The sequence below is a fragment of the Haladaptatus sp. W1 genome (genome assembly GCF_001723155.1).
Classification (GTDB): domain Archaea; phylum Halobacteriota; class Halobacteria; order Halobacteriales; family Haladaptataceae; genus Haladaptatus; species Haladaptatus paucihalophilus.
The window spans coordinates 1-25,525 of sequence record NZ_MEIH01000283.1 but is presented as its reverse complement, the minus strand read 5'-3'; the positions used below and the strand labels follow the sequence as shown (position 1 = coordinate 25,525).

26 protein-coding genes and 1 tRNA gene are annotated in these 25,525 nt (G+C 62.9%); 12 read left to right on the top strand and 15 right to left on the bottom strand.

All coding sequences use genetic code 11. From position 1 onward, the window contains the following. On the bottom strand, positions 1–232 hold a 232-nt coding region (locus BG842_RS13465), incomplete at its 3' end, for an Rrf2 family transcriptional regulator (RefSeq protein ID WP_139136117.1). A gap of 148 nt (positions 233–380) precedes the next feature. On the opposite strand from BG842_RS13465, the gene rocF reads away from it, so the two are divergent. Further along, complete coding sequence (gene rocF, locus BG842_RS13460) at positions 381–1,301, top strand: arginase (RefSeq protein ID WP_069451124.1); 921 nt, start codon at positions 381–383, stop codon at positions 1,299–1,301. A 321-nt stretch (positions 1,302–1,622) separates the two neighbouring features. Here the strand turns inward: rocF and gyrA are convergent, their stop codons facing one another. The 3 genes from gyrA to BG842_RS13445 form a co-directional block, all read right to left on the bottom strand. After that, complete coding sequence (gene gyrA, locus BG842_RS13455; RefSeq protein WP_069451123.1) at positions 1,623–4,118, bottom strand: DNA gyrase subunit A; 2,496 nt, start codon at positions 4,116–4,118, stop codon at positions 1,623–1,625. Then, on the bottom strand, positions 4,115–6,031 hold the full coding sequence (gyrB, locus tag BG842_RS13450) for a DNA topoisomerase (ATP-hydrolyzing) subunit B (protein ID WP_069451122.1): 1,917 nt from the start codon (positions 6,029–6,031) through the stop codon (positions 4,115–4,117). Before gyrB ends, gyrA begins: the two co-directional genes overlap by 4 nt. 101 nt (positions 6,032–6,132) lie before the next feature. Next, positions 6,133–6,801 (bottom strand): hypothetical protein, encoded by a 669-nt coding sequence (locus BG842_RS13445; protein ID WP_069451121.1) that lies wholly within the window; start codon positions 6,799–6,801, stop codon positions 6,133–6,135. Positions 6,802–7,031: 230 nt separating this feature from the next. On the opposite strand from BG842_RS13445, the gene BG842_RS13440 reads away from it, so the two are divergent. From BG842_RS13440 to BG842_RS32545, 3 genes are all read left to right on the top strand, one after another. Then, the gene (locus BG842_RS13440; protein ID WP_069451120.1) at positions 7,032–9,449 is read left to right on the top strand and encodes a DNA topoisomerase VI subunit B; all 2,418 of its coding nucleotides are present in this window, start codon (positions 7,032–7,034) and stop codon (positions 9,447–9,449) included. Further along, a complete protein-coding gene (locus BG842_RS13435) occupies positions 9,446–10,540 on the top strand; it encodes a DNA topoisomerase IV subunit A (protein WP_069451119.1) in 1,095 nt (364 codons plus the stop codon). Before BG842_RS13440 ends, BG842_RS13435 begins: the two co-directional genes overlap by 4 nt. 160 nt (positions 10,541–10,700) lie before the next feature. After that, positions 10,701–10,823 carry a hypothetical protein gene (locus BG842_RS32545; RefSeq protein WP_256388532.1) on the top strand — a complete coding sequence of 41 codons (123 nt, stop codon included), beginning with the start codon at positions 10,701–10,703 and terminating at the stop codon, positions 10,821–10,823. Positions 10,824–10,829: 6 nt separating this feature from the next. On the opposite strand, the gene BG842_RS13425 is transcribed toward BG842_RS32545, so the two are convergent. The 3 genes from BG842_RS13425 to ligA form a co-directional block, all read right to left on the bottom strand. Then, on the bottom strand, positions 10,830–11,684 hold the full coding sequence (locus BG842_RS13425; protein WP_139136116.1) for a zinc ribbon domain-containing protein: 855 nt from the start codon (positions 11,682–11,684) through the stop codon (positions 10,830–10,832). 83 nt (positions 11,685–11,767) lie between these two features. Then, entirely contained in the window at positions 11,768–12,517 is a 750-nt protein-coding gene (locus tag BG842_RS13420) for an MBL fold metallo-hydrolase (RefSeq protein WP_069451118.1), read from the bottom strand. A 104-nt stretch (positions 12,518–12,621) separates the two neighbouring features. Next, complete coding sequence (gene ligA, locus BG842_RS13415; protein ID WP_069451117.1) at positions 12,622–14,268, bottom strand: ATP-dependent DNA ligase LigA; 1,647 nt, start codon at positions 14,266–14,268, stop codon at positions 12,622–12,624. A gap of 121 nt (positions 14,269–14,389) precedes the next feature. On the opposite strand from ligA, the gene BG842_RS13410 reads away from it, so the two are divergent. Further along, a complete protein-coding gene (locus BG842_RS13410; RefSeq protein WP_069451116.1) occupies positions 14,390–14,866 on the top strand; it encodes a hypothetical protein in 477 nt (158 codons plus the stop codon). 26 nt (positions 14,867–14,892) lie between these two features. Continuing rightward, positions 14,893–16,395 carry a hypothetical protein gene (locus BG842_RS13405; protein ID WP_069451115.1) on the top strand — a complete coding sequence of 501 codons (1,503 nt, stop codon included), beginning with the start codon at positions 14,893–14,895 and terminating at the stop codon, positions 16,393–16,395. Here BG842_RS13405 and psmB read toward each other — a convergent pair. Both psmB and BG842_RS13395 read right to left on the bottom strand, forming a co-directional pair. After that, the gene (psmB, locus tag BG842_RS13400) at positions 16,392–17,126 is read right to left on the bottom strand and encodes an archaeal proteasome endopeptidase complex subunit beta (RefSeq protein ID WP_026177731.1); all 735 of its coding nucleotides are present in this window, start codon (positions 17,124–17,126) and stop codon (positions 16,392–16,394) included. The two genes, BG842_RS13405 and psmB, sit on opposite strands and share 4 nt — an antisense overlap. 76 nt (positions 17,127–17,202) lie before the next feature. After that, entirely contained in the window at positions 17,203–17,382 is a 180-nt protein-coding gene (locus BG842_RS13395; RefSeq protein WP_007980375.1) for a hypothetical protein, read from the bottom strand. Between the two features lie 281 nt (positions 17,383–17,663). On the opposite strand from BG842_RS13395, the gene BG842_RS13390 reads away from it, so the two are divergent. From BG842_RS13390 to BG842_RS13380, 3 genes are all read left to right on the top strand, one after another. Beyond that, a complete protein-coding gene (locus BG842_RS13390; RefSeq protein ID WP_069451114.1) occupies positions 17,664–18,332 on the top strand; it encodes a helix-turn-helix domain-containing protein in 669 nt (222 codons plus the stop codon). A gap of 105 nt (positions 18,333–18,437) precedes the next feature. Continuing rightward, entirely contained in the window at positions 18,438–18,716 is a 279-nt protein-coding gene (locus tag BG842_RS13385) for a HalOD1 output domain-containing protein (RefSeq protein ID WP_069451113.1), read from the top strand. A gap of 40 nt (positions 18,717–18,756) precedes the next feature. After that, positions 18,757–18,966, top strand: a complete 210-nt coding sequence (locus BG842_RS13380) for a hypothetical protein (protein WP_007980368.1) — start codon at positions 18,757–18,759, stop codon at positions 18,964–18,966. A gap of 83 nt (positions 18,967–19,049) precedes the next feature. Here BG842_RS13380 and BG842_RS13375 read toward each other — a convergent pair whose 3' ends face one another. The 3 genes from BG842_RS13375 to BG842_RS13370 all read right to left on the bottom strand — a co-directional run bounded on the left by BG842_RS13375 (position 19,050) and on the right by BG842_RS13370 (position 21,717). Then, positions 19,050–20,768, bottom strand: coding sequence for an adenine deaminase C-terminal domain-containing protein (locus tag BG842_RS13375; RefSeq protein WP_069451112.1), 1,719 nt, complete (start codon positions 20,766–20,768; stop codon positions 19,050–19,052). Beyond that, complete coding sequence (locus BG842_RS31665; protein WP_254663148.1) at positions 20,765–20,914, bottom strand: hypothetical protein; 150 nt, start codon at positions 20,912–20,914, stop codon at positions 20,765–20,767. Before BG842_RS31665 ends, BG842_RS13375 begins: the two co-directional genes overlap by 4 nt. Before the next feature lie 101 nt (positions 20,915–21,015). Further along, positions 21,016–21,717, bottom strand: a complete 702-nt coding sequence (locus BG842_RS13370; protein WP_254663147.1) for an MBL fold metallo-hydrolase — start codon at positions 21,715–21,717, stop codon at positions 21,016–21,018. Between the two features lie 113 nt (positions 21,718–21,830). Here BG842_RS13370 and BG842_RS13365 point away from each other — a divergent pair, with 113 nt between their 5' ends. Further along, on the top strand, positions 21,831–22,076 hold the full coding sequence (locus BG842_RS13365; protein WP_069451111.1) for a hypothetical protein: 246 nt from the start codon (positions 21,831–21,833) through the stop codon (positions 22,074–22,076). On the opposite strand, the gene BG842_RS31660 is transcribed toward BG842_RS13365, so the two are convergent. After that, positions 22,073–22,417, bottom strand: a complete 345-nt coding sequence (locus BG842_RS31660; protein WP_254663146.1) for a hypothetical protein — start codon at positions 22,415–22,417, stop codon at positions 22,073–22,075. The genes BG842_RS13365 and BG842_RS31660 overlap by 4 nt on opposite strands. Then, complete coding sequence (locus tag BG842_RS13360) at positions 22,393–23,373, bottom strand: hypothetical protein (RefSeq protein ID WP_254663145.1); 981 nt, start codon at positions 23,371–23,373, stop codon at positions 22,393–22,395. The genes BG842_RS31660 and BG842_RS13360 overlap by 25 nt, the downstream gene beginning before the upstream one ends. A gap of 96 nt (positions 23,374–23,469) precedes the next feature. Here BG842_RS13360 and BG842_RS13355 point away from each other — a divergent pair. Continuing rightward, positions 23,470–23,544 (top strand) — tRNA-Val (locus tag BG842_RS13355). Here BG842_RS13355 and BG842_RS33150 read toward each other — a convergent pair. Further along, a complete protein-coding gene (locus BG842_RS33150) occupies positions 23,504–24,013 on the bottom strand; it encodes a DUF6498-containing protein (protein ID WP_394327475.1) in 510 nt (169 codons plus the stop codon). The two genes, BG842_RS13355 and BG842_RS33150, sit on opposite strands and share 41 nt — an antisense overlap. A 900-nt stretch (positions 24,014–24,913) precedes the next feature. Between BG842_RS33150 and BG842_RS13345 the strand changes: the two genes are divergently transcribed. Then, positions 24,914–25,525 (top strand): helix-turn-helix domain-containing protein (locus BG842_RS13345; protein WP_069451125.1); only part of this gene is annotated, 612 nt, incomplete at its 3' end.

Here is a 25,525-nt window from a genome sequence, read left to right as displayed (position 1 = left end):
CGAGCGCTTCGAACGCCGTCGCGGTCGGCTTGTACCCGCCCTTCGGGCCGGGGACACCCTCCACGAGCTGGAGCGCTTTGAGGCTCTGCATCTGGTTTCGAATCGTACCGGGGTTGCGGTCAACCTCTTCGGCGATGTCCTCGCCCTTGACTGCATCCTCGGTTTCGCGGTGCAAGTTTACCAATGCCGTCAGTATCGTCTCCTGACTAGGCGTCAACTCAATACTAGACATTACTCGAATCTTGGTAATTGATTTCCTTAAATCCGCCGAATATGGTGGGAGAATCGCGGTACCTTACCCGTCAGAACTCCGCTCTTAAATAGAGTTCCATCCGGTCGAAAGGGAGCTTTTGAAACCCCCCCGACCCGTCCGTTCAATCATGACGAAACCCGTCCAGATAATCGGGGCACCGGTCGACTACGGCGCGAACCGACGTGGTGTGGACATGGGACCATCCGCGATTCGCTACGCGGGGTTGGCCGAGGAACTCGCCAATGCCGGTGTGACCGCCATCGACTCCGGCGACCTGACCGTTCCGCGAGCCGAAGAACGCGACCCGGAAACCGAGGAGCCGAGGGAGGGCAAAGCCAAGTTCCTCCGCGAGACGGCGGACGTGTGTTCCCGCCTCGCCGACGAGGTGGCGGACGCAATCGACGATGACGCCTTCCCGCTCGTCCTCGGCGGCGACCACTCCATCGCCATGGGAACGCTCGGCGGTGCGGCCCGCGACGCCGAAATCGGTGCCATCTGGTTCGACGCGCACAGCGACTTCAACACCCCGAAGACCTCCCCGAGCGGGAACGTCCACGGCATGCCGCTCGCGGGCGCGCTCGGTATCGACGACTTCGCGGATACCGACTGGGCGAACGCCCCCGGCTTGCGCGCCGAGAACGTCGTCCTCGTCGGCCTCCGGAGCGTGGACGACACCGAAGTCGACGCCATCCACGAGAGCGGCGTCACCACCTACACCATGTCCGACATCGACGAACACGGCATCACCGAAATCGTCGAGGAGGCCCTCGACATCGCCACTGACGGCGTGGACGGCATCCACGTCAGTTTCGACATGGACTGGCTCGACCCCAAGGAAGCGCCCGGTGTCGGGACGCCGGTCCGCGGCGGCGTCAGCTACCGAGAAGCCCACTCGGCCCTCGAAACTGTGGCGACGCGCAACGAGGCGGACGGCATCCTCCGGTCGCTCGAATTCGTGGAAGTGAACCCGATTCTGGACGAACACAACGAGACCGCCACGCTCGCCACCGAACTCGCCGCGAGCGCGCTGGGGAAGCGTATCCTATAGCACCTTTTGCCGCGAGAGCGCGGCAGAGCCGCGCTCTCTGGCAAAATCTGCACCAAAAGCCTCCTCTTTCATTTCGATGGCAGACGCGCCGCGCGTCTGCCATCTCCATTCAGTCGTCGGCCCGGAAAATCTCCGATTTTCCGGCGAGAATGCTAGCGACGAGCGGTTGTGTCGATTTCGTAGCTTCGGTGATTCCTCAAATTCCGATTTCGGCGGCCGCGACAATTCCGCTGATTCGATGGTCGTGGTGATGAACGCCCCTCCGATGAAAGAGGGGAGAACGCTTGAGAGAGGGAGAACGCCCGAAAAATCAGGGAGTCGCTACTCGTCCGCGACCGGTTCCGGTTCCTCGCCCGTCTCGGCGTCGTCCGGGACCGCTTCCGCGGCTTCGGCGGGAATCACGTCCACGCTCGCCACGCGGTCGTCCTCATCTACGTCCATCACGGTGACGCCCATGGTGTTCCGGCCGACTTCCGAGATGTCTTCCGCCCGGATGCGCATTATCTGGCCGCGCTCGCTCATCAGGACGAGGTGGTCGTCCTCGATGACGGTCTTTATCTCGGTGACGTGGCCGTTCCGGTCGCCCGTCTTGATGTCGATGAGTCCCTTCCCGTTGCGGGACTGGGAACGGTACTCGGTGAGTTTCGTCCGCTTTCCGTACCCGCGCCGGGTGACGGTGAGGAGGTCGTCAACGTCGCCGTTCGCGGCGACCATGCCGACGACTTCATCGTCGTCGTCCAGTCGAATACCGTGAACGCCGCGGGCGCTTCGGCCCATCTCGCGGGCCTCCGTCTCGTCGAAACGGATCGTCATCCCGTTCTTGGTGGAGACGAGCAGGTCCTTCGTGCCGTCCGTCACCTTCACGTCCACGAGTTTGTCGCCGTCTTCGAGTCGCGCGGCAATGATGCCGGTCGAGAGGATGTTCTCGAACTCCTTCGCGGCGGTCCGCTTGACGTATCCCTGCTGGGTGACCATGCTCAGCGACTCGTCCTCCTCGAACTCGTCCGTCGTGATGACGGCGGTGATGTCCTCACCCTTGTCCAAATCGAGGATGTTGACGGCCGACTTGCCGCGCGCCGTGCGCGACATCTCGGGTATCTCATAGGTCTTCAGGCGATAGACCTGTCCGTGGTTCGTGAAGCAAAGCAGGTAGTCGTGCGTGTTCGCGCGGAACACCTTCGAAACCGTGTCGTCCTCTTTCACGTCCGCGCCGATGATACCCTTGCCGCCGCGCCCCTGCGCGTCGAACTGTTCGATGGGCATGCGCTTGACGTAATCCTGCTCGGTGACGACGACGAACACGTCCTCCTCGGCGATGAGGTCCTCGCGGGTGACTTCCGAGGTGTCCTCCACGATTTTCGTCCGCCGCTCGTCGGCGTACTTCTCCTTCATCTCCAGCAGTTCCTCCTTGATGACGCCCAGCAGTTCCGACTCGTCGCCGAGGATGGTTTCGAGGCGCTCGATGCGCGCCGTCACGTCCTCGTATTCGGCCTCGATTTCCTCGGATTCGAGCGATGTGAGGCTCCCGAGTTGCATCCGAACGATGTGTTCGGCCTGCTTTTCGGAGAAGTCGAAAGTCCCTTGGAGTCCCGACCGAGCACCGTCGCGGTCGTCGGCGTTGCGGATGAGTTCGACCACGTCGTCGATGTTGTCGAGCGCGCGCAATCGGCCTTCGAGAATGTGCGCCCGTTCTTCCGCCTCGTCGAGTTCGAACTCGCTTCGTCGCCGAACGACATCGCGGCGGTGGTCCAAGTAGTGCTGAAGCAGTTCCTTCAGCGTCAGGACTTTCGGCTGGCCATCGACCAGCGCCAGCGAGATGATGCTGAACGTGCGTTCGAGGCGGTGGTTCAGCAGTTGGTTCTCGACGACCTCCGGAATCGCGTTCTGCTTGAGTTCGACCACGACGCGGATGCCGTCGCGGTCGGACTCGTCGCGCAGGTCGCGGATTCCCTCGATGGTGCCGTCGTTGACGTGGTCGGCGATTCGTTGGATGAGTCGCGCCTTGTTCGTCTGGAACGGCAGTTCCGTGATGACGATTCGGTCGTCCTGTACCTCGTACTCGGCGCGGACGCGGAGGCGTCCTCGGCCGGTTTTGTACGCCTGGTGGATGGCGTTTCGTCCGACGATGTTCGCGCCGGTCGGGAAGTCCGGTCCCTTGACGTACTCCATCAGGTCCTCGACCGTCGCGTCCGGGTTATCGATGAGTTCGACCGTCGCGTCGATGACCTCGCCCAGGTTGTGCGGCGGGATGTTCGTGGACATCCCGACCGCGATACCGGACGACCCGTTGATGAGGAGGTTCGGCACCGCTGACGGGAGGACTTCCGGTTCCTCCAATCGCCCGTCGTAGTTGGGCTTGAAGTCCACCGTGTCCATCTCGATGTCGGCGAGCATCTCCTCGGACAGCGAGTCCATCCGCGCCTCGGTGTATCGCATCGCCGCTGGCGGGTCGCCGTCCACGCTGCCGAAGTTCCCCTGCCCGTCGATGAGGGGGTACCGCATGGAGAACGTCTGTGCCATCCGGGCGAGCGCGTCGTAAATCGACTGGTCGCCGTGCGGGTGGAAGTCGCCCATGGTGTCCCCGACGATGTTCGAGGACTTGCGGTGACTCGCGTTGCTCGTCACGCCAGACCGGTGCATCGCGTAGAGGATGCGCTTGTGCACGGGCTTCAACCCGTCACGCACGTCGGGGAGGGCGCGACCCGCGATGACGGACATCGCGTAGTCGATGTAGCTCTGTTCCATCTCGTCCTCGACGCGGACGCTCTTCACCTTCTCCGCGACCTCGTCGGGGAGGTCTGATGTGTCTGAACTCATATATCGACCCACTCCGCTTCGGTGGCGTGGTCCTGAATGAACTGTTTGCGCGGCCCGACGGCGTCACCCATCAGCACCGAGAACATCTTGTCCGCCGCCGCGGCGTCCTCGATGGTTATCTGCTTGAGGATGCGGTTTTCGGGGTTCATCGTCGTCTCCCACAGTTGCTCGGGATTCATCTCGCCCAGCCCCTTGAACCGCTGGACTTGCGAGGGGTTGCCGTCGCACTTCTCCTCGATGATTTCGTCGCGTTCCTCCTCGGTCATCGCGTCGTACGTCTTGCCGCGGTAGCGGACGCGGTACAGCGGCGGTTGGGCGGCGTACACGTAGCCCGCCTCCAACAGCGGCCGCATGTACCGGTAGAGGAGCGTCAGATAGAGCGTTCGGATGTGCGCTCCGTCCACGTCCGCGTCCGTCATGATGATGATTTTGTGATAGCGCGCGTCGTCGATGTCGAACTCCTCTCCGACGCCGGTGCCGATGGCGGTGATGAAGTTTCGAATCTTCTCGTTCTCCAGCACGCGGTCGAGACGGTGTTTCTCGACGTTCAGCACTTTGCCGAACAGCGGCAGGATGGCCTGGAACTCGCGGTCGCGGGCCTGCTTCGCGGACCCACCCGCCGAGTCGCCCTCGACCACGAACAGTTCGGACTTCGTGGGGTCGCGCGACTGGCAGTCGGCGAGTTTGCCCGGGAGCGCGCTCGATTCGAGCGCGCTCTTCCGGCGCGTGAGTTCCTCCGCCTTCTTCGCGGCTTTCCGGGCCTTCGCGGCCTCGACTGCCTTGCTGATGATGGCCTGTGCGGTGTCCGGATGTTCCTCGAAGTAGACCGACAGTCCCTCGTGGACCGCGCTTTCGACGATACCGCGGACCTCGCTGTTGCCGAGTTTCGTCTTCGTCTGTCCCTCAAACTGCGGGTCGGGGTGTTTCACCGAGATGACCGCCGTCAACCCCTCGCGGATGTCCTCGCCCCGGAGGTTCTCGTCGAGGTCGCCCAGCATGTCGTTGTCGTTCGCGTAGTCGTTAACGACGCGCGTGAGGGCGGTTTTGAACCCGGTCAGGTGGGAACCACCTTCGCGGGTGTTGATGTTGTTGGCAAAGGCGTGAATCGAGCCCTGAAGTTCGTCTGTGGCCTGCATCGCCACCTCGACTTGGATGTTATCGTCCTCGTCCTCGAAGTAGATAACCTCGTTGTGGAGGGCGGTTTTCGTCTCGTTCAGGTACTCGACGAACTCGCGGATGCCGCCGCTGTAGTGGAACGTATCGCCTTTCTCCTCGTCGCGCTCGTCGGCGAGCGTGATTGCGACGCCGGAGTTGAGGAATGCGAGTTCGCGGAGTCGGTTTTCGAGCGTGGAATAGGTGAAATCCGTCGTCTCGAAGATTTCCGTATCGGGCCAGAATCGCTGGTACGTTCCCGTTTCCTCGTCGTCGCGCATGTCGCGGACGCGCTCCATTTCGCCGGCCGGGTCGCCGCGCTCGAACGTCTGTTTCCAGACGCCGCCGTCGCGTTTCACTTCGACTTCGAACTCCTCCGAGAGGGCGTTCACCACGGAGATGCCGACGCCGTGGAGGCCGCCGGAGACCTGGTAGGATTTGTTGTCGAACTTCCCGCCGGCGTGGAGGACGGTCAAAATGACCTCCAACGCGGGCATGTCGTACTCCTCGTGGCGGTCCACGGGAATCCCGCGTCCGTCGTCCGCGATGCTGACGGAGTTGTCTTCGTGAATCGTTACGTCGATGCTGTCACAGTACCCGGCCAACGCCTCGTCGATGGAGTTGTCCACCACTTCGTAGACGAGGTGATGTAACCCACGAGAGTCGGTAGAACCGATGTACATTGCCGGGCGCTTTCGAACGGCTTCGAGCCCTTCGAGGACCTGAATCTGCCCGGCGCTATACTCATTTCCGTCGCTCATAAATTCTGATTTTTAGTAGGCAGGCACCACTGATAAAGCTCACGCACGCGCGCGCGGTGCGAATTAAAATTATCCACCACTTCCCTTTTCATGTCCCCTCGTCAGGAGAGAGAAAGACCGAACCGCCACGTCGATTCCGAGTCGTTTCGCCGAAACGCGCGAGCGAACTCGTACGTCCCGGCGGGGAAACAGGACGCGTTCTCCGGGTGGTTCCACAGTCGATACGGTTCCCGCCGCGTTTCGCCTCCCGAGAGCGTTATCGACCGTTCCGTGTCCGGCATTCCCCTCGCAAGCGTCCGCGCGTCGGGCTGCCAACAGCCGTCGGTCCGGTTCCACTGTTCCCCCTCGCCGACCAGCAACAGGCGAGCGTCGCCGTTTGATTTCGACCCCGTGACGACGTTCAACCCACGCGGGAGCGTGTACGAGAGCGTGACCGACGCCGACGTTCGATTGCGCAGCGAGAACACTACTTCCGCGGTGTGGTCGGCGGTGATTTCCGACTTCGAGAGGTCGATTGCGACGGAGACGTCGCCCGCTTCGAGCGTTCCCGCGTCCGCGACCGTGACCGTCCGGTTCGCGCCGCCCCTCGACCCGGGTTCGGTCGTCGTTCTCGTTTCGTCCGTCGTGCGCGTTCCGGTCGCGGTTCGCGTTTCGGCGGTCGTCCCCGTCGATTCGGTCGAGGACGAGTCGGTATCGGACGCCCCACCGAGACACCCCGCGAGCGTGCTCACGCCGGACAATCCCGCGGCGAGGAATCGTCGTCGGTTCATGTTTCGACCATCGTGTTCGGGAAGGAAAGCGACACCGATGACTCAAACGACGATTTGAGATACTTCGAAGAAAACCAATCGACGCACGGCGGTTCGAGCGGGGAAAATCTCGGTGTCGAAATCGGCAAAAGGGGAATTCAGAATGGAAACGGCGCGTCGGCTTCACTTTCACTTTCACTCCACCCCATCGGCGCAGTTTTAACGTCCCCGACGATAAATACGCCCGAAGAATGCCTTCGATGCAGTCTACGCTCGGCGACGAGGGGATCGCCGAAGAGTTGGCCGAAAGCCAGCGACAGATCTCCATCGCCGAGTTCTTTGAGAAGAACAAGCATATGCTCGGCTTCGACAGCGGTGCCCGGGGGTTGGTCACCGCCGTCAAGGAGGCGGTCGACAACGCCCTCGACGCCTCCGAGGAAGCCCGATTGAAGCCGTTCGTCCGCGTGAAAATCGAGGAAGTCGGCGACTACTATCGACTCATCGTCGAGGATGAGGGACCGGGGATTACCCGCGAGCAGATTCCGAAAGTGTTCGGGAAACTGCTCTACGGGTCGCGGTTCCACAAGCGCGAGCAGTCGCGCGGGCAGCAGGGTATCGGCATCTCCGCCGCCGTCCTCTACTCACAGCTGACGAGCGGGAAGCCCGCCAAAATCACGAGCAAGCCGAAGGGAAGCGACCGACAGCGCTACTTCGAGCTCATCATCGACACCGACGAGAACGAGCCCGAGATTCAGTCCGAATCCGACACGCCGCCGGTCGGCAGGGAACTCGTCGGCACCCACGGCACGCGCATCGAACTCGAAATGGAGGCGAATATGCGCGCCCGCCAGCAGCTCATCCGGTACATCAAACACACCGCCGTCGTCAACCCGCACGCGAAGATCGTCTTCGAGGAACCGGGGATGGAAGACGGTGAGGAGATGGTGTTCGAACGCGCCGACGGCGCGAGCCTCCCCGCCGAAACCGAGGAGATTCGCCCGCATCCACACGGCGTCGAACTCGGGACGCTCCTGAAGATGCTCGGGAGCACCGACTCGCACAGTATCTCCGGGTTCCTGCAGGAGGAGTTCACCCGCGTCGGAAAGAAGACGTCCGAGAACGTCATCGAGAACTTCCGCGACCGGCACTACGGCCGGGAGGCCGCGTGGCGAGCGCCCCAAGCGCACGAGGAGGTTGACATCGAGTCGGCCGTCGAGGAAGCGGTGGCGAACAAGGGTGCCGAAGCGACCGACGCCTTCGCGGCCGCGGTTGCGGAGAAGGCCGCCGAGAGCGACCGAATCTCGCACCACCAATTGCGGGCGATTATCGCCGTCGCCGCCGACGAAATCGAAGCGGAGTTCGGAACCTCGTTCGGCGCGACGGTGCAGGAAAACGCCCTCGATTCGGCGTGGGCCGCGATCACCGACGACCGCGTGACGGACCTGTACGAACTCGTGGACGACGCGACGAGCGTCCGGAAGGACGACGAGACGGTTCGCGCCCTCGCGGAACGAATCGCCGCGAAGTTCGAGAATGAGGACGGCCACGACCGCGCGACGGAAAAACGGCTCGAAGAATACGTCGGTCGAGCGGCCGACATGACCGAGGAGCGCGAGGACGCGACCATCGGAGAGACGGCCCGCGAGAACGTCATCGAGGCCATCTGGGATTCGATGGTGACGGTTCCCGACGACGTGCCGAAGGTCCGCGAAGTGGGGGACAGCCGCGATATTGCGAGCGAACTCCTCGACGCGATGAAGGAGACGGACATCATCTCGCCGCCGACCAACTGCTTGTCTCCCATCACCGCCGACCTCGTGGAGGCCGGACTCCGAAAGGAGTACGAGGCGGACTTCTACGCGGCCGCGACCCGCGACGCCGACGTTCACGGCGGCGACCCGTTCATCGTGGAGGCCGGAATCGCCTACGGCGGCGACCTACAGGCCGAAGGGTCCGCCGAACTGCTCCGCTTTGCGAACCGCGTGCCCCTGGTCTACCAGCGCGGCGCCTGCGCGACGACGGACGTGGTGAAATCCATCGGCTGGCGCAACTACAACCTCGACCAACCCGGCGGCCGCGGCGTCCCGAACGGCCCGGTCGTCATCATGGTTCACGTGGCGTCCACGAACGTCCCGTTCACGAGCGAGTCGAAGGACGCCATCGCCAACGTCCCCGAAATCGAGGACGAAATCGAACTGGCGATTCGTGAGGCGGCCCGCGAACTCAAATCCTACCTCAACAAGCGCCAGTCGCTCAAGAAGCGCCAGAAGAAACAGAACGTCATCGCCACGATCTTGCCCGAAATGGCCGAGAAGCTCTCGGCCGTGACCGGCCGCGAGGACCTCGAAATCGGCGACTCGCTGGCGCGCATCATGAACAACGTGCTGGTCGAGCGCGAGGTCGAGGAAGACACCGTGAAACTCGTCGTGGAGAACCACGGTTCGACGAACGAATCGCCGAAACTGACGGACATCGTGGCGACCAAGCCCGAAAACCTGTCCGACGGTGCGAGCGCCGTCGAGATGGACGGCGAGTGGTTCGTGACGTGGGAACCCACCGTCGAGAGCGGTGAGGAATCCGTTCTCGAATATCACGTCACCGAAGACGTATCGTTCGACGCCGTGACCGTCGAAGGAATCGAAGACGAACGACTGACCAACAACACATGAGCGCAGACAACGACAACGCAGACGCCCAAGCGAAACTCATCGACCTCGCCGCGGAGTTCTACGACCAGTTCGCGGGCGGGCAGATCCCCGAGATGTCCATCCCGACCCGGACGAAGAGCAACATCGAGTACGACGAGGACTTGAACGTGTGGGTGTACGGCGACCGGAAGAGCACCCGGAGCGCGAACAGCGTCCGCGGGGCCAGAAAGCTACTGAAAGCGGTGTACACCATCGACTTCCTCACGAATCAGTTGGAGGAAGACCGCTCTTCTACCCTTCGTGAGTTGTACTACCTCTCGGAGTCGTGGGACGCCGACGAAGCGCAGTTTTCCACCCAAGACGAGTCGAATCAGCTCATCGAGGACTTGGAAATCGTCTCGGAGGTCACCCGCGAGGACTTCCACATGCGACCGGAGGAGTCCGGCGCGAAGGTGATGGGTCCGCTGCTCCTTCGAGAGCAGACCAACCGGGGCGACCGGGAGATTCACTGCCAGGACGACGTGGGACAGGGCGGGTACCAGATTCCGAACAATCCGGACACCATCGAGTTTCTCGACAACGACGCGGATTTCGTCCTCTGTGTCGAGACGGGTGGCATGCGCGACCGACTCGTCGAAAACGGGTTCGACGAGGAGTACAACACCATCATCGTCCACCTCGGCGGCCAACCCGCGCGGGCGACCCGCCGCCTGACGAAGCGACTGCACGAGGAACTCGATCTGCCGGTCACGGTCTTTACCGACGGTGACCCGTGGTCTTACCGCATCTACGGGTCCGTCGCCTACGGGTCCATCAAGAGCGCGCACCTGAGCGATTACCTCGCCACGCCCGAGGCGAAGTTCATCGGCATCCAACCGAAGGACATCGTGGAGTACGACCTCCCGACCGACCCGCTGAGCGATTCCGACAAGAACGCGCTCGAAAGCGAACTCGAAGACCCGCGCTACCAGACCGACTACTGGGAAGAGCAGATAGAACTCCAACTCGACATCGAGAAGAAGTCCGAACAGCAGGCGCTCGCCTCCCACGGACTCGACTTCGTGACCAACACCTACCTCCCCGAGCGGCTCTCGGATATGGGTATTATCTGAACCGACGGTCGCTTTTTCCGAATCCGTCCCGTCGAGAGAATTCTTTCGCGTGACGAGTAGATAGTCTCATCAATGATCGGTTCGTACGAAACACGCATGCCGAATGGGCTGAACCTGAAACTGACCGGCGTCGGCGCGATGATTCTGCGGGGTTGTCTGGGTGCTGACGACGTACTCGGTGCGCGTCTCGAACCCGTTTCTGGCACGACTCGCGGGCGTGGTCGGCGTCGGCCTCGCCGCGCTTGCAGTCGTCGATGCGCTGGACGGCGGCCTGTCGGACTGACCCCGCTCAGACGAATTCGGTTTCGGCGGTCCCGGTAGCGTCGGGTTCGACTCCGGCACCCCCGGATTCGAAGTCCCCGCGAGCGCACGACCGACAGTAGTGGTTGTCGCCCTCGTTGACCGTCCGCACCGGGATTCCGGCGACGTACGTGCGCTCGTGGTAGGTTCGCTTTACCCCGTTTCCGACCGGTTCGGCACAGACGGAACAGGGCGTGGCCGGTTCGAAGACCGTCTTTTCGTCCGTCGAACGGACGCGACCGAACGTCGTGGGAGATTTAAAACCGGGGACGTGCTTGGGGGCGAGCAAGAGTAAAAACAACCCGAGCAGGAGCGAGGCGGTCCCGAAGACCAATCCCGCACCGGCCCAGTTGGTCAAGAGGAGGAACGACCCGAACAGGACGCCGAACACGCCGAAAAAGGAACTCACGAGGAACCCGAGGGCGCTTTTCGCCGACCAGCCGGTCGAAACACCCTCGTTTTCGAAGTACTCCTCCGAGCCGTCCGCGCGGAGTTCGATTCTATCCGCGCCCGGCGAGTAACAGTACCACGCATAGAGCAGGTTGCCGACGCCGCTGGTGGACATGAGCAGGAGGATGTGGAGGGGAATCGACCCGAACCCGCGGTTCACCATCACCACGCGCTCGCCGTAATCGTGTTTCACGTCCCACCCTTCGACCGTGAGGTCTTCCACCCGGCGGCGAAATCCGAGGTCCTGCGGATGGCGGGTGCCCGCACCGCGTGTGTAGCGGCGACCGTCACCCGCCGCTCCGACCGCACTCCCGCATTGCGAACAGAACGAATCGCCGGGGGAGAGCGCCGAACCGCACTGCGAACAGAAGTTGGAGGTTCCGTGGGGACGCATGGAGGAACCATCTCGGCCGCGGGGCAAGAAGATTGTGTTGAAGTGAACGGTTCGAATCGATGAACGAATCTCGGTTCCGATTTTCAGTCTTCGTCCAGCGCGACCGCGATACCCCTTTTCTCGACGTCCTCCGCGAACGCAGCCGAATCGGTTTCGAGCGCGGCGAACGTGTCGTAATGAATCGGCACCACGAGGGCCGGGTCGAGGTCGGCGGCCAACGCGGCCGCCTCGCGCCGGTCCATGGTGAAACTGCCGCCGATGGGCGGGAGGAAGACGTCCACGTCGAGCGCCCGGTGGCCCGAGAGCGCGTCGGTGTCGCCCGGCCAGAAGACGGTCGTCCCATCGAGCGAGAGCAGGTAGCCGATGCCGAATCCCTTCGGGTGGAACGGCTCGCCGTCGTCCCCGGTGTGCGGGCCGTTTTCCTCGTTGTACGCCGGAATCGACCACGCGTCACAGTCGCCGACCGTCAGGTGGTCTTCCTCGCCGATTCGCACTACCTCGTAGGGTAGTTCTGACGGCGGCGTCACGTCCCGCCCGATAGCACCTGCGTCCACGCCCTCGTAGACGACGACCGTGGCGTCCTCGCCCGCGACGCGCTCGATACCGTCCGAATCGTAGTGGTGGTCGTGGGTGACGAACACCGCGTCGCCGTCCGCCGCGCTGTAGTCCACCGGGTCGGGGTGGGCCGCGTCGGGGCTGTCCGGTTCCCACTCGCCCGTCAGCACGCCGTACCGCCCGGGGTCGATGTACGCGACGAAGCCGTCAGCCGTTTCGAGGCGCACGGTCGCGTAGCCGAACCATTCCACCGTCACGTCGTCGTGTCGAACCGTCATGCGTTTCGATAGGGCGGGTTTCGAAGAAAAGCGTTCGGATGGCGGCCGAATCGGACGACGACGTACCGGAGCCAGAGTCCGACCGCGACCGCCGACCCGCTCGCCTACTGCATCTCCGCGAGGCGTTCGATTCGTTCCAGCGAATCCGCGCTCTCCGGCGTCTTGTCGTCGCGCACGCCGAGGAATCGCGGGAAGCGGAGGGCGAAGCCGGACGAGTAGGTCGGCGACGCCTGTATCTCCTCGTAGCCCACCTCGAAAACGACGTCCGGCGATATTTCGACCGTCTGACCGTCTTGCGTGGCGATGTGGGGTTCGAGCCGTTCGGTCAGTTCGGCCAACTCCTCGTCCGTGATGCCCGTCGCCACCTTGCCGAGGGTTTCGAAGTCGCCGTCCTCGGTCCGTGCAGAGAGCAGGAAGGTCCCGAGGAAACTCGCCCGGCGGCCCTCGCCCCACTCCGCGCCCGTCACCACGAGGTCAACCGTCTCCACGTCGGGTTTCCGCTTCCGCCAGTTCTTCCCGCGGCGGCCCGGCGAGTAGGTCGAGTCGGGGTTCTTGAGCATGATTCCCTCGTGGCCCGCGTCGAGCGCATTGGCCTCGATGTCGGCGATGTCGTCCTCGTCGCTCGTGACGGTCAGCGCGGACACGCCCCCGGACAGAATCTCCTGCAGTCGGTCGTGGCGCTCGACGAGCGGCGCGGTGAGCAGGTCCTCGCCGTCGGCGTGCAGGCAGTCGAACGCTCGGAGTTCGACAGCGACTTCCTCTCGGGCGCGGGCCACGTCGTGCTTGCGGCGGAACCGACGGAGCACCTCCTGAAACGGGAGGGGTTCGCCGTCGTCCATCGCCACGACTTCGCCGTCCACGATGGCCGGTGCGGCGAGGTTCTCCTCGGCGTACTCGACGACTTCCGGTAGCGGGTCCGTCACGTCCTCCATGTTCCGCGAGAAGATTCGAACCGTCTCGCCGTCGTAGTGCAGTTGCACCCGCGCGCCGTCGAACTTCCACTCGACGCCCGCCTCCTCCCAGTCCTCCAGCGCGTCCGTGACGGTGCCCGCTTGCGCCAACATCGCCTGCACCGGCCTGCCGACTTCCAGTTGCAGGTCGTCCAATCCGTCTTCGCCCTCCGATTCGGCGACGCGGGCGACCCGTCCGTAGTCGTTCGACACCTGCAAGGCCCGCTGGACCGACTCGACCGGCACGTCGAACGCCGCTGCGATGGCGTCTCGAACCGTTCCCTCGCCGACGCCGATTCGCATCTCCGAGAGGACGAGGCGGGCCAGATACCGCGCTTCGAGCGATTCCGTGCGGTTGAACAGCCCGAACAGGATGTCTATCTTCGTGTCCTGACTGCCCGACCCCTCGGTCGTGGCGAGCGCGTCGAGTTCCGTCGCAACCTCCGCGACGGTCAGTTCGTCCCGCCCGCCGCCGAAAGCGGCGAGACCCTGTTGCCCGCCGAACTCGTAACTCGCCGCGACCGCGCCGATATCGCCCATCTCGGCGAGGCGGTCCTCCACGTCGTCCCCCGAGACGTTCTGCCCCGCGGCGCGGGCGATGGCGGTGTAACACAGGTTCGGCCCGATGTCGAGCGTCGTGGAATCCCACGCCGGGAACACCCGTCCCTGCACGAATCGGGCCAACACTTCGAGGTCGTCGTTCGCCGACGAGAGGAGGTCGGTGACGGCATCGGTGATGTCGCTATCGGCACTCAATTCCTCTATCTCTGCGGCCGTGTCGGCGAACTCCCCGAACTCCATTATCGGCCGTTGCCGTCGGTCGGAGTTAAGCCTACGGCTTTCGATTTCGAGGGAGTTCGTGACTCAAACGCTCGTTTTACCGTTCCGATAGTTTATGGCTGAACACTTCGAGGTGGTATGCATGCGACGCCGCGAACTGCTCGTCTCGACCGGGGTTGCCGTGAGCGCTGGTTGTATCGGGGGCCTCGTGGGCGGACGATGGTCCGAGGGACACGTTCACGATGTGGATTTCTCCGTCCAGAAATCTACCTCGGATACCGAGGTAGACGCACCGCCGACCGTCGAATTTCGGCCCGAATCGAATCGGGTCGTCGTCACGGGAACGCTTTGGGTCGGTTCTAGCTCGTGTAACGAGGCGAAGCTAGACGATGTTTCGTACCACGAACGGGACGGGAGGCTCGACATCGCCGTTACGTCCGGCGAAAAGGGTGGCCTGCTCCACGACGTCCCGCTCCTGCCGGTCGGCTGTACGGCGGATATGTCCGCGGACGCGTACGAGCTCGTCGTCACGTTCCGCGACTCGTTCCCGAAAACCGTGGTCGCGGTCGAACACGACGGCAAGCCGGAACGAACGAAGGCGACGAAGCCCGTGGATTGAAGCGTCTGGCACTCTCACCCCCTCGCATGACGTCCGACCTTGCGTCGCAGGTAAAAGACGTGGCGACGGTAGACAGGGAGGAGTTTCAAGCTCGTGTCGAGGAGGACGCAGAGGTCATCAAGCGAGAACTCGAAGACGGGACGTTCGACAACCCGCAATCCATCGTCGGGTTCGAGTACGAGTTCTACGCGGTGGACGCGGAGACCAAAGCGCTCTCCCGCGTCCCCCGGCGACTGCTCTCGCTCATCGGCTTCGAGAAGGAACTCGGCCTGCACAACGCCGAGATGTCCACGAGTCCGCAACCGCTGAACGAACACGGCCTGGCCGCACAGGAGGCAGAGGTAAAAGCCCGCCTCTCGGCGGCTGAAGCGCGGACGGGTGCGGAGGGAATGCGCCTCGTCAGCGACGGCCTGTGGACGATTCCGCCGACCGGCGAGACGGCCACCCGGTATCTCACCGACGGCGTAGACGATAACGGCGTTCAAATCGCGTCGAACATGAGCAACTCGGTGCGCTATCACGCGATGGCGAACACGGAGGAGGCCGTCGGGATGGAACTCGACGCGCCGCACGTCTCGCTCTCGGCGAAGACGGTCATGCCCGAGAGCCTGATAACGTCCATCCAACCCCACTATCAGGTGCCACACGCCCGCGACTTGCCGACCTACTTCCAGTACGCGGTTCGAATCGCGGCCCCGCTGTTAGCGCTCGGCGTCAACTCGCCGTTCTTCCCGCCGGACCTGTACGACGACGTGCCGCCGGAGGAAATCGTGGACGAGGCGTGGATGGAGAACCGAATCCACGTTTTCGAATCGGTGTTGAACGCGTTCGACCCCGGGAAAGTGCGCTTCCCCGAGGACATCGATTCTGCGGCGGACGCCATCGACAACATCGCGGCGGACCGGACCATCGTCCCGATGCCCGTCTCGCGGTCGAACCGCTTCGACGACGAGTTCGCCCACTTCCGGCTGAAACACGGCACCTACTGGCGGTGGGTGCGCCCGGTCTTCGGCGGTTCGACGCGCGCCGACGCGAACGCGCGCATCGAGTTCCGCCCCATCGCCGCCCAGCCGACGGTCCGTGATTCCATCGCGTTTCAGGCGGCCTTCGCGGGGCTGTTGGAGAGCACCTTCCGCCGGGAGCACCCGGTGCACCACCTCGATTGGGTGGTCGCGCGGGACAACTTCTACGCCGCCATGCGCGACGGACTCGGCGCCGACCTGTACTGGATAACGAACGACGGCAAGGAGACGACGGAGACGGACGACCTGTTCGCCGACCTATTCGCACACGCGAAGGACGGCCTGCAAGCGCGCGGCCTCTCGGACGAGCAGGCCGCGAAGTATCTCTACCCGCTCCGACAGCGCGCCCGCCACGGCGTGACGCCCGCTGGATGGAAGAAACGAGAGGTTCGGGAACGGCTGGACGACGGCGAGACGCTCGCCGATGCGATCACCGGAATGCAATGCGCCTACATCGACCAGCAAAAGGAGACGTTGCTCGACGGAAGTTTCACCGACTGGGATTAGAGTACGTCGTCGAAGTCCTTGTGACCGGTGATATCGACGCCTTCCTCCGTGATTTCGGCGAGGAACACGCCGTTACCGCTGCCCGTGTCGCGCTCGACGGCGCTCTTGATACCGCGGGCCGCGACCATTTTTGCTTCCTCGTTCGAGAGACCTTCCTCGTAGTCCTGTTCGAGGACACCGTAGGCGAGTTGCATCCCGCTGCCCGTGACGGTGTAGTCGTCGGACATGACGCCACCGGCGGGGTCGAGGCTGTAGATGTGCGAGCCTTCCTCGTCGATACCGCCGAGGATGGGCGAGACCATGAAGAACGGGCCGCCGCGGAGCATGTTGCCCGCGAGCGTCGAGAGAGCCTGCATGCTCATCTGCTCGCCGCGTCGGGATTCATAGAGGTTAGACTCGATGCGCATCGTTCGGATGAACGACTGTGCGCCACCGACGGACCCGGCCATCGTCAGGGCCGCCGTCGGGTGAATCTGCTCGACCTTCTGGACGTTCTTGTTGGAGACGAAACGTCCGGCGAGGCTGGCGCGCATATCCGTCGCCATGACGACGCCGTCGGCGGTCGTGAGGCCGATGGTCGTCGTTCCGGTCTTGTTGATGTTCTCCATGTCCTTTTTCGAGTACTCGTTGTCGGGGAGCGAGCCGATCTCCGGCTCGTACGGACTCGTATCGTTACCGTTCAGGCGCTCCAGATTACGCGAGAAGTCGGAACCGTGCATTGGAGTACGCATTACCCGAACGTAATCCGTCAGCACTGATAAAACCAACCCTTCCGGGGTGTAACGAGGGATAAAACGAGCGGCGATATCAGGGCTGTGCGTCCTTCGTCTTCTCGTAGGACGTCGCCAGGGACGCCACTACTCGGTGCATGGGAAACGGAACCCCTGCCCGTCGAGCGACGAGAGCGACCGGAAGCAGGCAGATTCCGGCCAAGACGCTGAGCTGGTACAGGGCAAACAGTGTCGCGCGTCGAATCGGTGCGAACATTGCAACTTCACCCGAGCCTGAGCCACACCCGTATAAATAGATTATCGCCTGGCAGAATTCATAACCATTTATAACTCAAAAGCACCGCGCTCCCGTCTTGCGATTCAACCGTGTTTGTGGAGTGTCCAACTCGATGTGAATTCGCGGGGGTCGAACGCGGTGGTCACGGCGTTCCAACACCGTCAATATGCGTAAGTTATGCGCATCATCATCGTCTCGTGCGCGGCGGACCCCCGTGAATGGCCAAAAGGATTGACGCATGCCGTGCCCTATTGTCCCCCGTGAACGTTGTCGTCGAACTGCGACTCCCACATGACGAGTTCGCGCTCGGGGAGTTGTTCTCGTATCGGTCCGACATCCGTATCGAGTTGGAGCGTATCGTGCCGACGCGAGAGTGTTCGATGCCGTTCATCTGGGTCGCCACGGACGACACGTCATTTCTCGCCGATATCACGCCGGAGACACCGGCGCTCGAATCCATCGCCGTCCTCAGCGAAACTGAGAACGGGGCGCTCTGCCGCCTCGTCTGGTCGGATTCGGCCCAGGGTATCCACGAGATTCTGACCGAACAGGACGCGACGCTCCTCGATACCGTCGGGAACGAGGAGGGCTGGTTGTTCCGGGTTCGGTTCCCGGACCACGACTCGACCACGCGGTTCCGGGAGGCCTGTGACGAGCGGTCGATTTCGTACGAAGTCCGTCGCATCTACCCGGTGGACGAGTTCCCAACGAAACGATACGGGTTGACCGACGAGCAGCGGGAAGCCCTCTCGACGGCGTTCGCATCGGGGTACTTTCACGTTCCCCGCAAGACCTCGCTCTCGGAACTCGCCGAAACGCTCGATATCTCGCCGCAAGCCGCGTCCGGTCGCCTCCGGCGGGGATTGGAGCGAATGCTCGAAGCGACGCTGTTGCCCCGCAGCGACTCGGTGGAATCATGGGAGGGGTAATAAAGATATGAACTACGAAACCCCAAACATTCCGTTTATGGTACGCCTCCAAACGAAGGATGCGAGCGATATCGTTTTCCGTGCGAGCGCAAGGAGGTATTTGACATGAGCCGGGAGTCGAACGAGCATCGGACGCCCCTCTACGAGACGGTTCACGAGGGTGGTCCGATAGCCGAGACGGTTATCGACGCTATCGCCGAAGTGACCGACAGCAGTTCGACGGAGATAGAACCGCTGTACGAGAGCATCGACCCGGATGCACTGGAGGACCTGTTCGGCCGCCACTCCGAGAAACGCGTCCCGAGGCGGGTCGAGTTCATCCACAAAGGGTTCGCCATCGTCGTCGAACGAAACGGTCGAGTCACCATCTACGAGTCCTCGTAGCGCCCAGTACGCTTTTCGCCGTGTTCGACGTATTCGCCCCATGCCAGAGAACGAGTACGACGTGTACCTCGTCCCGAGTGGCAAACGGGGGAAAGATCAGAACATCGTATCGCCGGTCGAAGGCGACGAACTCGAGTTCTACGACACGGGGGTTTGGCTGCACCGAAAAGGCGGGAGAAACTTCTTCCCGTACGAGCAGATTCGAACGATTCGAGAACACGGGGGAGAGGAGGTAGAAGCGAGCGAGTAGGCGAGAAAGGAAAGAGCCGAAGGAGTGAGAAAGAGCCAAGGGAGTAGGAAAGAGTCGAGAGGAATGTCGAAAATACCCGCCGACTATTCAGGCGTCAGGCCGACGATTTCACGCGAGAAGATGTCAGCGTAGCCCGAGAAGGACAGTTTTAGCGAGGGGACGCCGGGGAAGGTCAGCGTCTGAATCCCGATCATCGGCCGTTCGACGTCCGTGCCGAGGCTACGGAACGCACTCTCGATGGCGGTATACAGCTTCGCCGTCTCCTCGACTTCGAGGTCCGAACAGACACCGGCGATTCGAGTCGGGAGTTCGGCAACCACGTCGCCGTCCCTGACGACCGCCCAACCGCCGCCCATCTCGTTGACGTGGGAGACGGCGCGTCTGAGGTCCTCGCCGCTCCCGAGTGCAAGCACGCCGGGCGTCTCCCAGACGAGGCTGGTCGCAACCGCTCCTTCCACCGGACCGAAGCCGGTCACGAAGCCGGTGAAACCGGTTCCGTCCCCGTCCGGGTGCCGGTCGAGGAGGGTGACTTTCAGCAGGCCGTCTTCGGGCGCGGCGACGAGTTCCCCGTCCTCAACCACCGGTCGAACTCGCGTCTCGCCCGAAATCAGGCCTTCGCGGTACTCGATGGCGCGAACCTCGCCGTCGTCCGCTACGTCGGCGGGCACGCGGAACTCCTCCGGGTCGGTGCTGACGTTCACGCTGTCGTAGAAGTGGTCCGGATACTCGTAGGAGCGCGGGGCGACGGTCGTCTCGTGATTGTTGTAGACGACTTCGCCGCCGTTGATGACCGTGGTGACGTTGACGGTTTCCAGGTCGTCGATGAGCAGGATGTCGGCGATGTTGCCCGGCGCGAGCGACCCGAGGTTCGGCAGGTCGAAGTGGCGGGCGGGGTTGAGCGTCGCCATGCGGATGGCGTCCGCGGGCGCGACGCCCTCCTCGATGGCTCGGCGCACCACCACGTCCATGTATCCCTCGCCGATGAGTTCGCGGGGCCACATTCCGTCGGTCGAGAGCGAGATTTCGGCCGCGCCGACCTCCTCGTAGGCCTCGCCGACCGCCGCCATGTCGTCCCGAATCGACCCACAACGACCCACGGCGTGGATGCCGTTCTCGACGCGTTCGATGATGTCTTCGCCCGTTATGGACTCGTGGTCGTCGTCCACGATGGTGGCGAACGCCTGTAGTTTCTCGCCGGAACAGCCCGCGCCGTGGCCGGTGACGGTCTTGCCTTCGAGGTGGGCGCGCTCGTACAGTTCCTCCGTCGGCGAGTCGCGGCCGACCGCGTGAATCCAGTCGGTTTCGCCGACGCCGACGACGCGAGCGTCGCCGAGGAGGTCCGTCAGCGATTCGGCGTCCCCGCGCGCCGGTTCGAACGTGTCGATGAGGGGTTGGGGCGGGACCGTGGCGAACACCCGAATCGGGAGGTAGGAGGTCGCGGCGAGCAACTGTTCGACGCCCTCCACGCCGAATGTGGGACCGAACCCGGAAACCTCGGTCACGACCGTCGTCGTGCCGCCTTCGAGGGCGTAGTGGTAGGCGTTCTCGAACGTCTGGTGGAGGTCGATATGCGTGTGTGCGTCGATGAAACCAGGGGTGACGACGCGATCACTAGCGTTGATGACCGTCGTCTCGTCACCTATCGACTCGGTGCCGTCCTCGGGCAGCGCTGCGACGCGATTGTTTTTGACCACGACGTCGCGCGCCTGAAACTCGCACAGTTCCGGCATGAGGACGCGACCGTTCCGAATCACGAGGTCAGCGGGTTCGTCACCGAGCGCGACAGGTTGCAGTTCGTTCATTGAGTTACTCCTTCGTACACGACGACGCCACCTTGTTCGTGTCGGTTCACTTCGCCCCGCTCTTCGAGGACGTCGAGGTGTCCCACCGCCTCGCTCATTCCGGGGAAGTATTCCGTCGCGGGGAGGTCGCCGAACAGTTCGGTCATCACGTCGAACGCGGTCGTCGGGCCGTCGACGAGCGCACGGACGTTCTCCGTCCGCTCTTCGTGTGCGGCGAGGATTTCGTCGATTCGTTCCGCCGGGTCCGTTATCTCCTCGCGGTGGCCCGGCAGGAGGTAATCGAGGTCGCGGTCCCGGAGCGCCGAGAGCGAGCGATTGAACGCCGGGAGGACGCGTGGACGACGGCCGCCTTCTTCCGCGGGGGTTGGAGGAGCGGGTTCGGCGTGATGTCGGCGAGCACGTGGTCGCCGACGATGGCCTTCGATCGCCCGTCGTGCTCGAACGTGAAGATGGTCTCGCCGGACGAGTGACCCTGCACGGCCTCCGCGGTCAGTTCGACGCCCTCGACGGTGACGGACTCGCCGTCGTCGAGTTCGAGGTCGGTTTCGACGCCGGGGGCCACCGAGAGGTAGGCTTCGGGTAGGTCGGTGACCGTTTTGGCGGTCGTTTCGGCCATTCCACAGCGGTCGAAGAAGTCGGCGAAGTACTCCTGTTCGTACGCCAGTCGGTCGCCGAAATCCCGGACGATGGCGGCCGCTTCGGTACTGGCGACGATGCGGGCGCCCGATTCTCGAAGCCGTTTTGCCGACCCGAAGTGGTCGGGGTGGGGGTGCGTGATGAGCACCTGTTCGATGTCCGTGGGAGCGAGGTCGTGTCGCTCCAATCCGTCGAGCAGCGCGGTCCATGCTTCCTCACTTCCCGGACCCGGGTCGACCAGCGTCCGCCCCGCGAGATAGGCGTTCACCGGTCCGATTTGAAACGGCGTCGGAATCGAAAGCCGCGTAAACATACATGCGTTCTTTCTTGGCCCGCGGTAAAACCGTTTTTGAACCGACATTCCCGCCGAATACCGACGGAACGATTATATCTGACCCGCGCGTAGCAACATAATCGGGGAGAACGATGAACGCACACTTCAAAGACGCGTGGCACCACCTCCGACATGCCGGGAGCCATCTCGGGCGTGGAGTACGCGAAGAACTACGACCTGTCGAGCGAAAGGCCCGCGAGGTGACCGGACGAGAGCGACCCTCCGAGCCGTCACGACGCGAACGAATGCGCGAAAACCTCCGCGACGCGGAGCACAGAGCGAAAGAACGGTCGCGGTCCGCGATGCGGGACGCGAAAAAGCGGATGCGGATGAGCTAGCCGTCGAAGCCGATACATTCACACGCGGTGAAATCGCTGTCCTCGACGCGCGGCTCCGACGCGTTTTTTCTATCCACATCGACGCGCCCGCCGAACGTCGAGTTCCGGAACGTCGCGTCGTCGGCCTTGACGAGCACCGTCGTGCCGTCGGCGTCGTGCGTCGCCGTCACGCCGTCGAAGACGGTTCGCGTCCCGAGGACGTTGATGCCGTTGCGATTTTCGTCCCCGTTCCGAAACGCGAAGCGGCAGTTCCGAAGTTCGGTGTCTTCCCGCCACAGTTCGACGGCGTAGCCGTGTTTCGACCCGTCGCCCGAATCTACGAGTTCGACGTCCTCCAGCACGACCGGCCCGCCCCGTCGTTGACCTTGATGGGGCGCGCCGACGAGGTGCAGTCGATTTTCAGCCCGCGTACGCGGGCGGAGCGACTCGAAACGCGGAGACCGTCGTTGTCACAGTTCGGCAGGCGGAGTTCACCGCCGGAGACGCGGCAGTCACCCTCCTGTAGCCAGAGGCCGCACCCCGTGTAGCTCGTCTCGTTCACCTCGATTCGCACGTCGCGGGCTTCGTCGCCGCCGCCCAAGCGGAGGTTCGCGTTGCCGTTGTTCTTCCAGAGGCCGCCCTCGACGAGACACGGACCTTCCCCGCCCGCGAGGTAGCCGCCGTTGTTCACCCAGCCTTCGACGCGGCAGTCCCGAAACGTCAACTCGCCGCGGTGGTCGTCGGAGACGTTGACCCCGATGGGGTGGCTGGTCTGGGACTCCGCGGGCGACTGGTCGGGGTAGCTCTCCGGGGCGAACGCACAGCCGTCCCGGAGCGAGACGGACACGGTGCCCGCCCCCTCCGGATGCGTGACCGCCGCGTAAATCGCGCCGAGGGCCTTCTTCCCCGCCGAAGCGCACTCGCCTTCGACGGTCACGCCCTCGATTTTTAGGTCCTCGCTCGCCCGCGCCGAGACGGCTTGCGCGCCCACGCCGTCAGACGTCATATCGAACGTGAGGTTCCGGATTTCGACCGTCGTCGCCGACGCGTCGGGCGAGACGCCCCAGTCGCCGCCGACATCGAGGCAGTACTGCTGGTCGGGGTCGCTCACGACCAGCGTGGCGTGCGGGTCGCCCACCACCGCAATCGCCTCGCAATCGATGTGGACGAACGACCCGTCGAGTCGATGGCGACCCTCGGGGAGCACGAACTTCGTCCGCGCCCCCGCGTGGGACGACAGCACCTCGTTGAGGGGTTTCGAGCCGTCCAGAACGCCGGGGTCCGCGTCGGCGACGTTTATAACGGTCCAGTCGGTCATGCTCGGGGGTCGGCATCGACGGCCCTTGGTCGTGGTGGCCGCCCGCTCTCGAAAGCAAGCCTTAAGTCCGGTGCAGGAAAACGATGAACTGCGTGCGGGTCGGTAGTCTAGTCCGGTTATGACAGCTCCTTCACACGGAGCAGATCGGCAGTTCGAATCTGCCCCGACCCATTCTGACGACGCTACACGACGAGCGTAGCGAGGAGTCTGCGGCATCGAAGTCGGCCTCGCTCGGGTCGAGTGGGTCGAACCGCTCACTTCGTCCGACTACGCCGTACACGTCGAACCCGACGCGGGCGAGGTAGACGAGCACGAAGAGGAATCCTGTGCGCTCGGTTGGCGACGGACCGAGCGCGGCACCCCAGATGACGATTACTGCGAACACGACGACCCCGAGGATTGATCGTGGGGTGAGAATCGAATGTGGGACGAGTTCTTGGTAATCACGTGAGTGGACGTGGTCTGCAAGGAACGTCGCCTCCAGCGTCCGGCGGAGCGCTCCGACCGTAATCTCGACCCAGTAGACGATCAGGAGCTGTGCGAGTCCCCAGTCGAACAGAACGATTCCGACGAGCGGGAGGGCATTGGCTAGAACTACTCCAGCCAACGTGCGCCGCCACGTTCGTAGTTTGTCCCCCATCTATCATGAATATTTTCAGACAGTTAATTAACGCTCTTATGGAGTACAGATTGGGTCGTCGATCGAGAGCACCTGTGCGCTACAGATATTCTGCGCGTCCGGGAGTGCCATGGTGGCGTATGAACATGCGATCTCAACGACGAGCACACAGACTGCCCCACCAACGAGGCCACACAGCATTTCGAACGCTACGCCATTATCGACATAGAACAGCTCTGTGAGCGTCGCTAAACATGGCTCAGCATCTATTCAACACTACAGTATTTTCCACGCTGTTGCAACGATAGCAATCTTCTTGTTCTTCCGAGTTTTCAACCGCGTGGAGAAGTTGCCGACGTACTCGTCACACCGGATTGCGGTGTGGGCTGCTTTAACGAGGCTTCGTGAAACGGTGCTGAACTCTCTTTACTGATGTTGCCACGAAACCCTGTCACCGGAACTTCGGTAGCATGTTAATCTCCGTCTGGTTCGCTGAGGAGTTGAGGGAGAATGATGGCAGCGAGTATTTTACGTCCATTCTCGACTGCCTCATCATCATCGAGACGATGGTCGCCCCCGTGGAGCGGTCGCCGAGCGGTACGCTTTTCTCGCGGAGAATCCCTGTCGAACAGGTTTCGGTGACTGTCCGGAGTAAACGAGGTAGGTGTTCTAGCACCTGCCTTTACGGCGTCACTTCGTTCGCTTCGTCCTACATATCTGCGTCCGGAGGATTACTGGCATCGACGCCAGGTTCAAATTCTGTCGGGGTGCGCCGAACTGCTCCCGTCCGAAATCGCTCGAGTCATCGAGTGAAACCATTCAGTTTCAACACCACACACACAAAAACCTGCAAATCTTGGAACGAAATCGAAAATTGGCGATACCATGAAAGATTTATCTCCTCACCGTTTGGGAGGACATGTGATAATCGCCGAAATCACCATGCAAACACCTGTTCTCGAATCTACACTTGCGGCGCATCCCGACGTGACTATCGAGGTGGAGCGCGAGCGGAGCGTCGGTTCGGAGGAAACCGTCCAGTTGTTGTTCTGGGCTCACGGTGACGACCACGACGGGTTCGAAGCGGCCATGGCGGACGATTCGTCGATTGCGGAGTTCGAACAGCTCGCCGAGGACGACGACCGTCGGCTCTATCGTGCGAACTACTCCGAAGCGGTGAGTGCCGCGTCGTCGAATCAGGTGTGGGTCGACCTCGGCGGCGTCCTGCTGGATGCGGTCGGGACGCGGGACGGGTGGGAGGTCCGATTCCGGTTTCCCGACCGCGATGCATTCGCTTCGTTCGTCGACTGGTGGCAGGACAACTACGACACCCTCTCCGTCGATGCGCTGTACAGCAGCGGGGACGACTCCGGCGGGATGGAGTTGACGGAACTCCAGCACGAAACGCTCCGCCGGGCGCTGGAAGCAGGGTATTTCGACGTACCGCGACGGACGACGCTCGAAGAACTCGCCGAGGAATTCGACATTAGCGCGCAAGCACTGTCGGTCCGCCTGCGTAAAGGGACCGCCGCG

What these genes read in the sequence shown, in the direction of transcription:
- rocF (WP_069451124.1), top strand. Translation starts at nt 381, where the DNA reads ATGACGAAACCCGTCCAGATAATCGGGGCACCGGTCGACTACGGCGCG.
- gyrA (WP_069451123.1), bottom strand. Translation starts at nt 4,118, where the DNA reads ATGAGTTCAGACACATCAGACCTCCCCGACGAGGTCGCGGAGAAGGTG.
- gyrB (WP_069451122.1), bottom strand. Translation starts at nt 6,031, where the DNA reads ATGAGCGACGGAAATGAGTATAGCGCCGGGCAGATTCAGGTCCTCGAA.
- BG842_RS13445 (WP_069451121.1), bottom strand. Translation starts at nt 6,801, where the DNA reads ATGAACCGACGACGATTCCTCGCCGCGGGATTGTCCGGCGTGAGCACG.
- BG842_RS13440 (WP_069451120.1), top strand. Translation starts at nt 7,032, where the DNA reads ATGCCTTCGATGCAGTCTACGCTCGGCGACGAGGGGATCGCCGAAGAG.
- BG842_RS13435 (WP_069451119.1), top strand. Translation starts at nt 9,446, where the DNA reads ATGAGCGCAGACAACGACAACGCAGACGCCCAAGCGAAACTCATCGAC.
- BG842_RS13425 (WP_139136116.1), bottom strand. Translation starts at nt 11,684, where the DNA reads ATGCGTCCCCACGGAACCTCCAACTTCTGTTCGCAGTGCGGTTCGGCG.
- BG842_RS13420 (WP_069451118.1), bottom strand. Translation starts at nt 12,517, where the DNA reads ATGACGGTTCGACACGACGACGTGACGGTGGAATGGTTCGGCTACGCG.
- ligA (WP_069451117.1), bottom strand. Translation starts at nt 14,268, where the DNA reads ATGGAGTTCGGGGAGTTCGCCGACACGGCCGCAGAGATAGAGGAATTG.
- BG842_RS13410 (WP_069451116.1), top strand. Translation starts at nt 14,390, where the DNA reads ATGCGACGCCGCGAACTGCTCGTCTCGACCGGGGTTGCCGTGAGCGCT.
- BG842_RS13405 (WP_069451115.1), top strand. Translation starts at nt 14,893, where the DNA reads ATGACGTCCGACCTTGCGTCGCAGGTAAAAGACGTGGCGACGGTAGAC.
- psmB (WP_026177731.1), bottom strand. Translation starts at nt 17,126, where the DNA reads ATGCGTACTCCAATGCACGGTTCCGACTTCTCGCGTAATCTGGAGCGC.
- BG842_RS13395 (WP_007980375.1), bottom strand. Translation starts at nt 17,382, where the DNA reads ATGTTCGCACCGATTCGACGCGCGACACTGTTTGCCCTGTACCAGCTC.
- BG842_RS13385 (WP_069451113.1), top strand. Translation starts at nt 18,438, where the DNA reads ATGAGCCGGGAGTCGAACGAGCATCGGACGCCCCTCTACGAGACGGTT.
- BG842_RS13380 (WP_007980368.1), top strand. Translation starts at nt 18,757, where the DNA reads ATGCCAGAGAACGAGTACGACGTGTACCTCGTCCCGAGTGGCAAACGG.
- BG842_RS13375 (WP_069451112.1), bottom strand. Translation starts at nt 20,768, where the DNA reads ATGAACGAACTGCAACCTGTCGCGCTCGGTGACGAACCCGCTGACCTC.
- BG842_RS31665 (WP_254663148.1), bottom strand. Translation starts at nt 20,914, where the DNA reads ATGACCGAACTGTTCGGCGACCTCCCCGCGACGGAATACTTCCCCGGA.
- BG842_RS13370 (WP_254663147.1), bottom strand. Translation starts at nt 21,717, where the DNA reads ATGTTTACGCGGCTTTCGATTCCGACGCCGTTTCAAATCGGACCGGTG.
- BG842_RS13365 (WP_069451111.1), top strand. Translation starts at nt 21,831, where the DNA reads ATGAACGCACACTTCAAAGACGCGTGGCACCACCTCCGACATGCCGGG.
- BG842_RS13360 (WP_254663145.1), bottom strand. Translation starts at nt 23,373, where the DNA reads ATGACCGACTGGACCGTTATAAACGTCGCCGACGCGGACCCCGGCGTT.
- BG842_RS33150 (WP_394327475.1), bottom strand. Translation starts at nt 24,013, where the DNA reads ATGGGGGACAAACTACGAACGTGGCGGCGCACGTTGGCTGGAGTAGTT.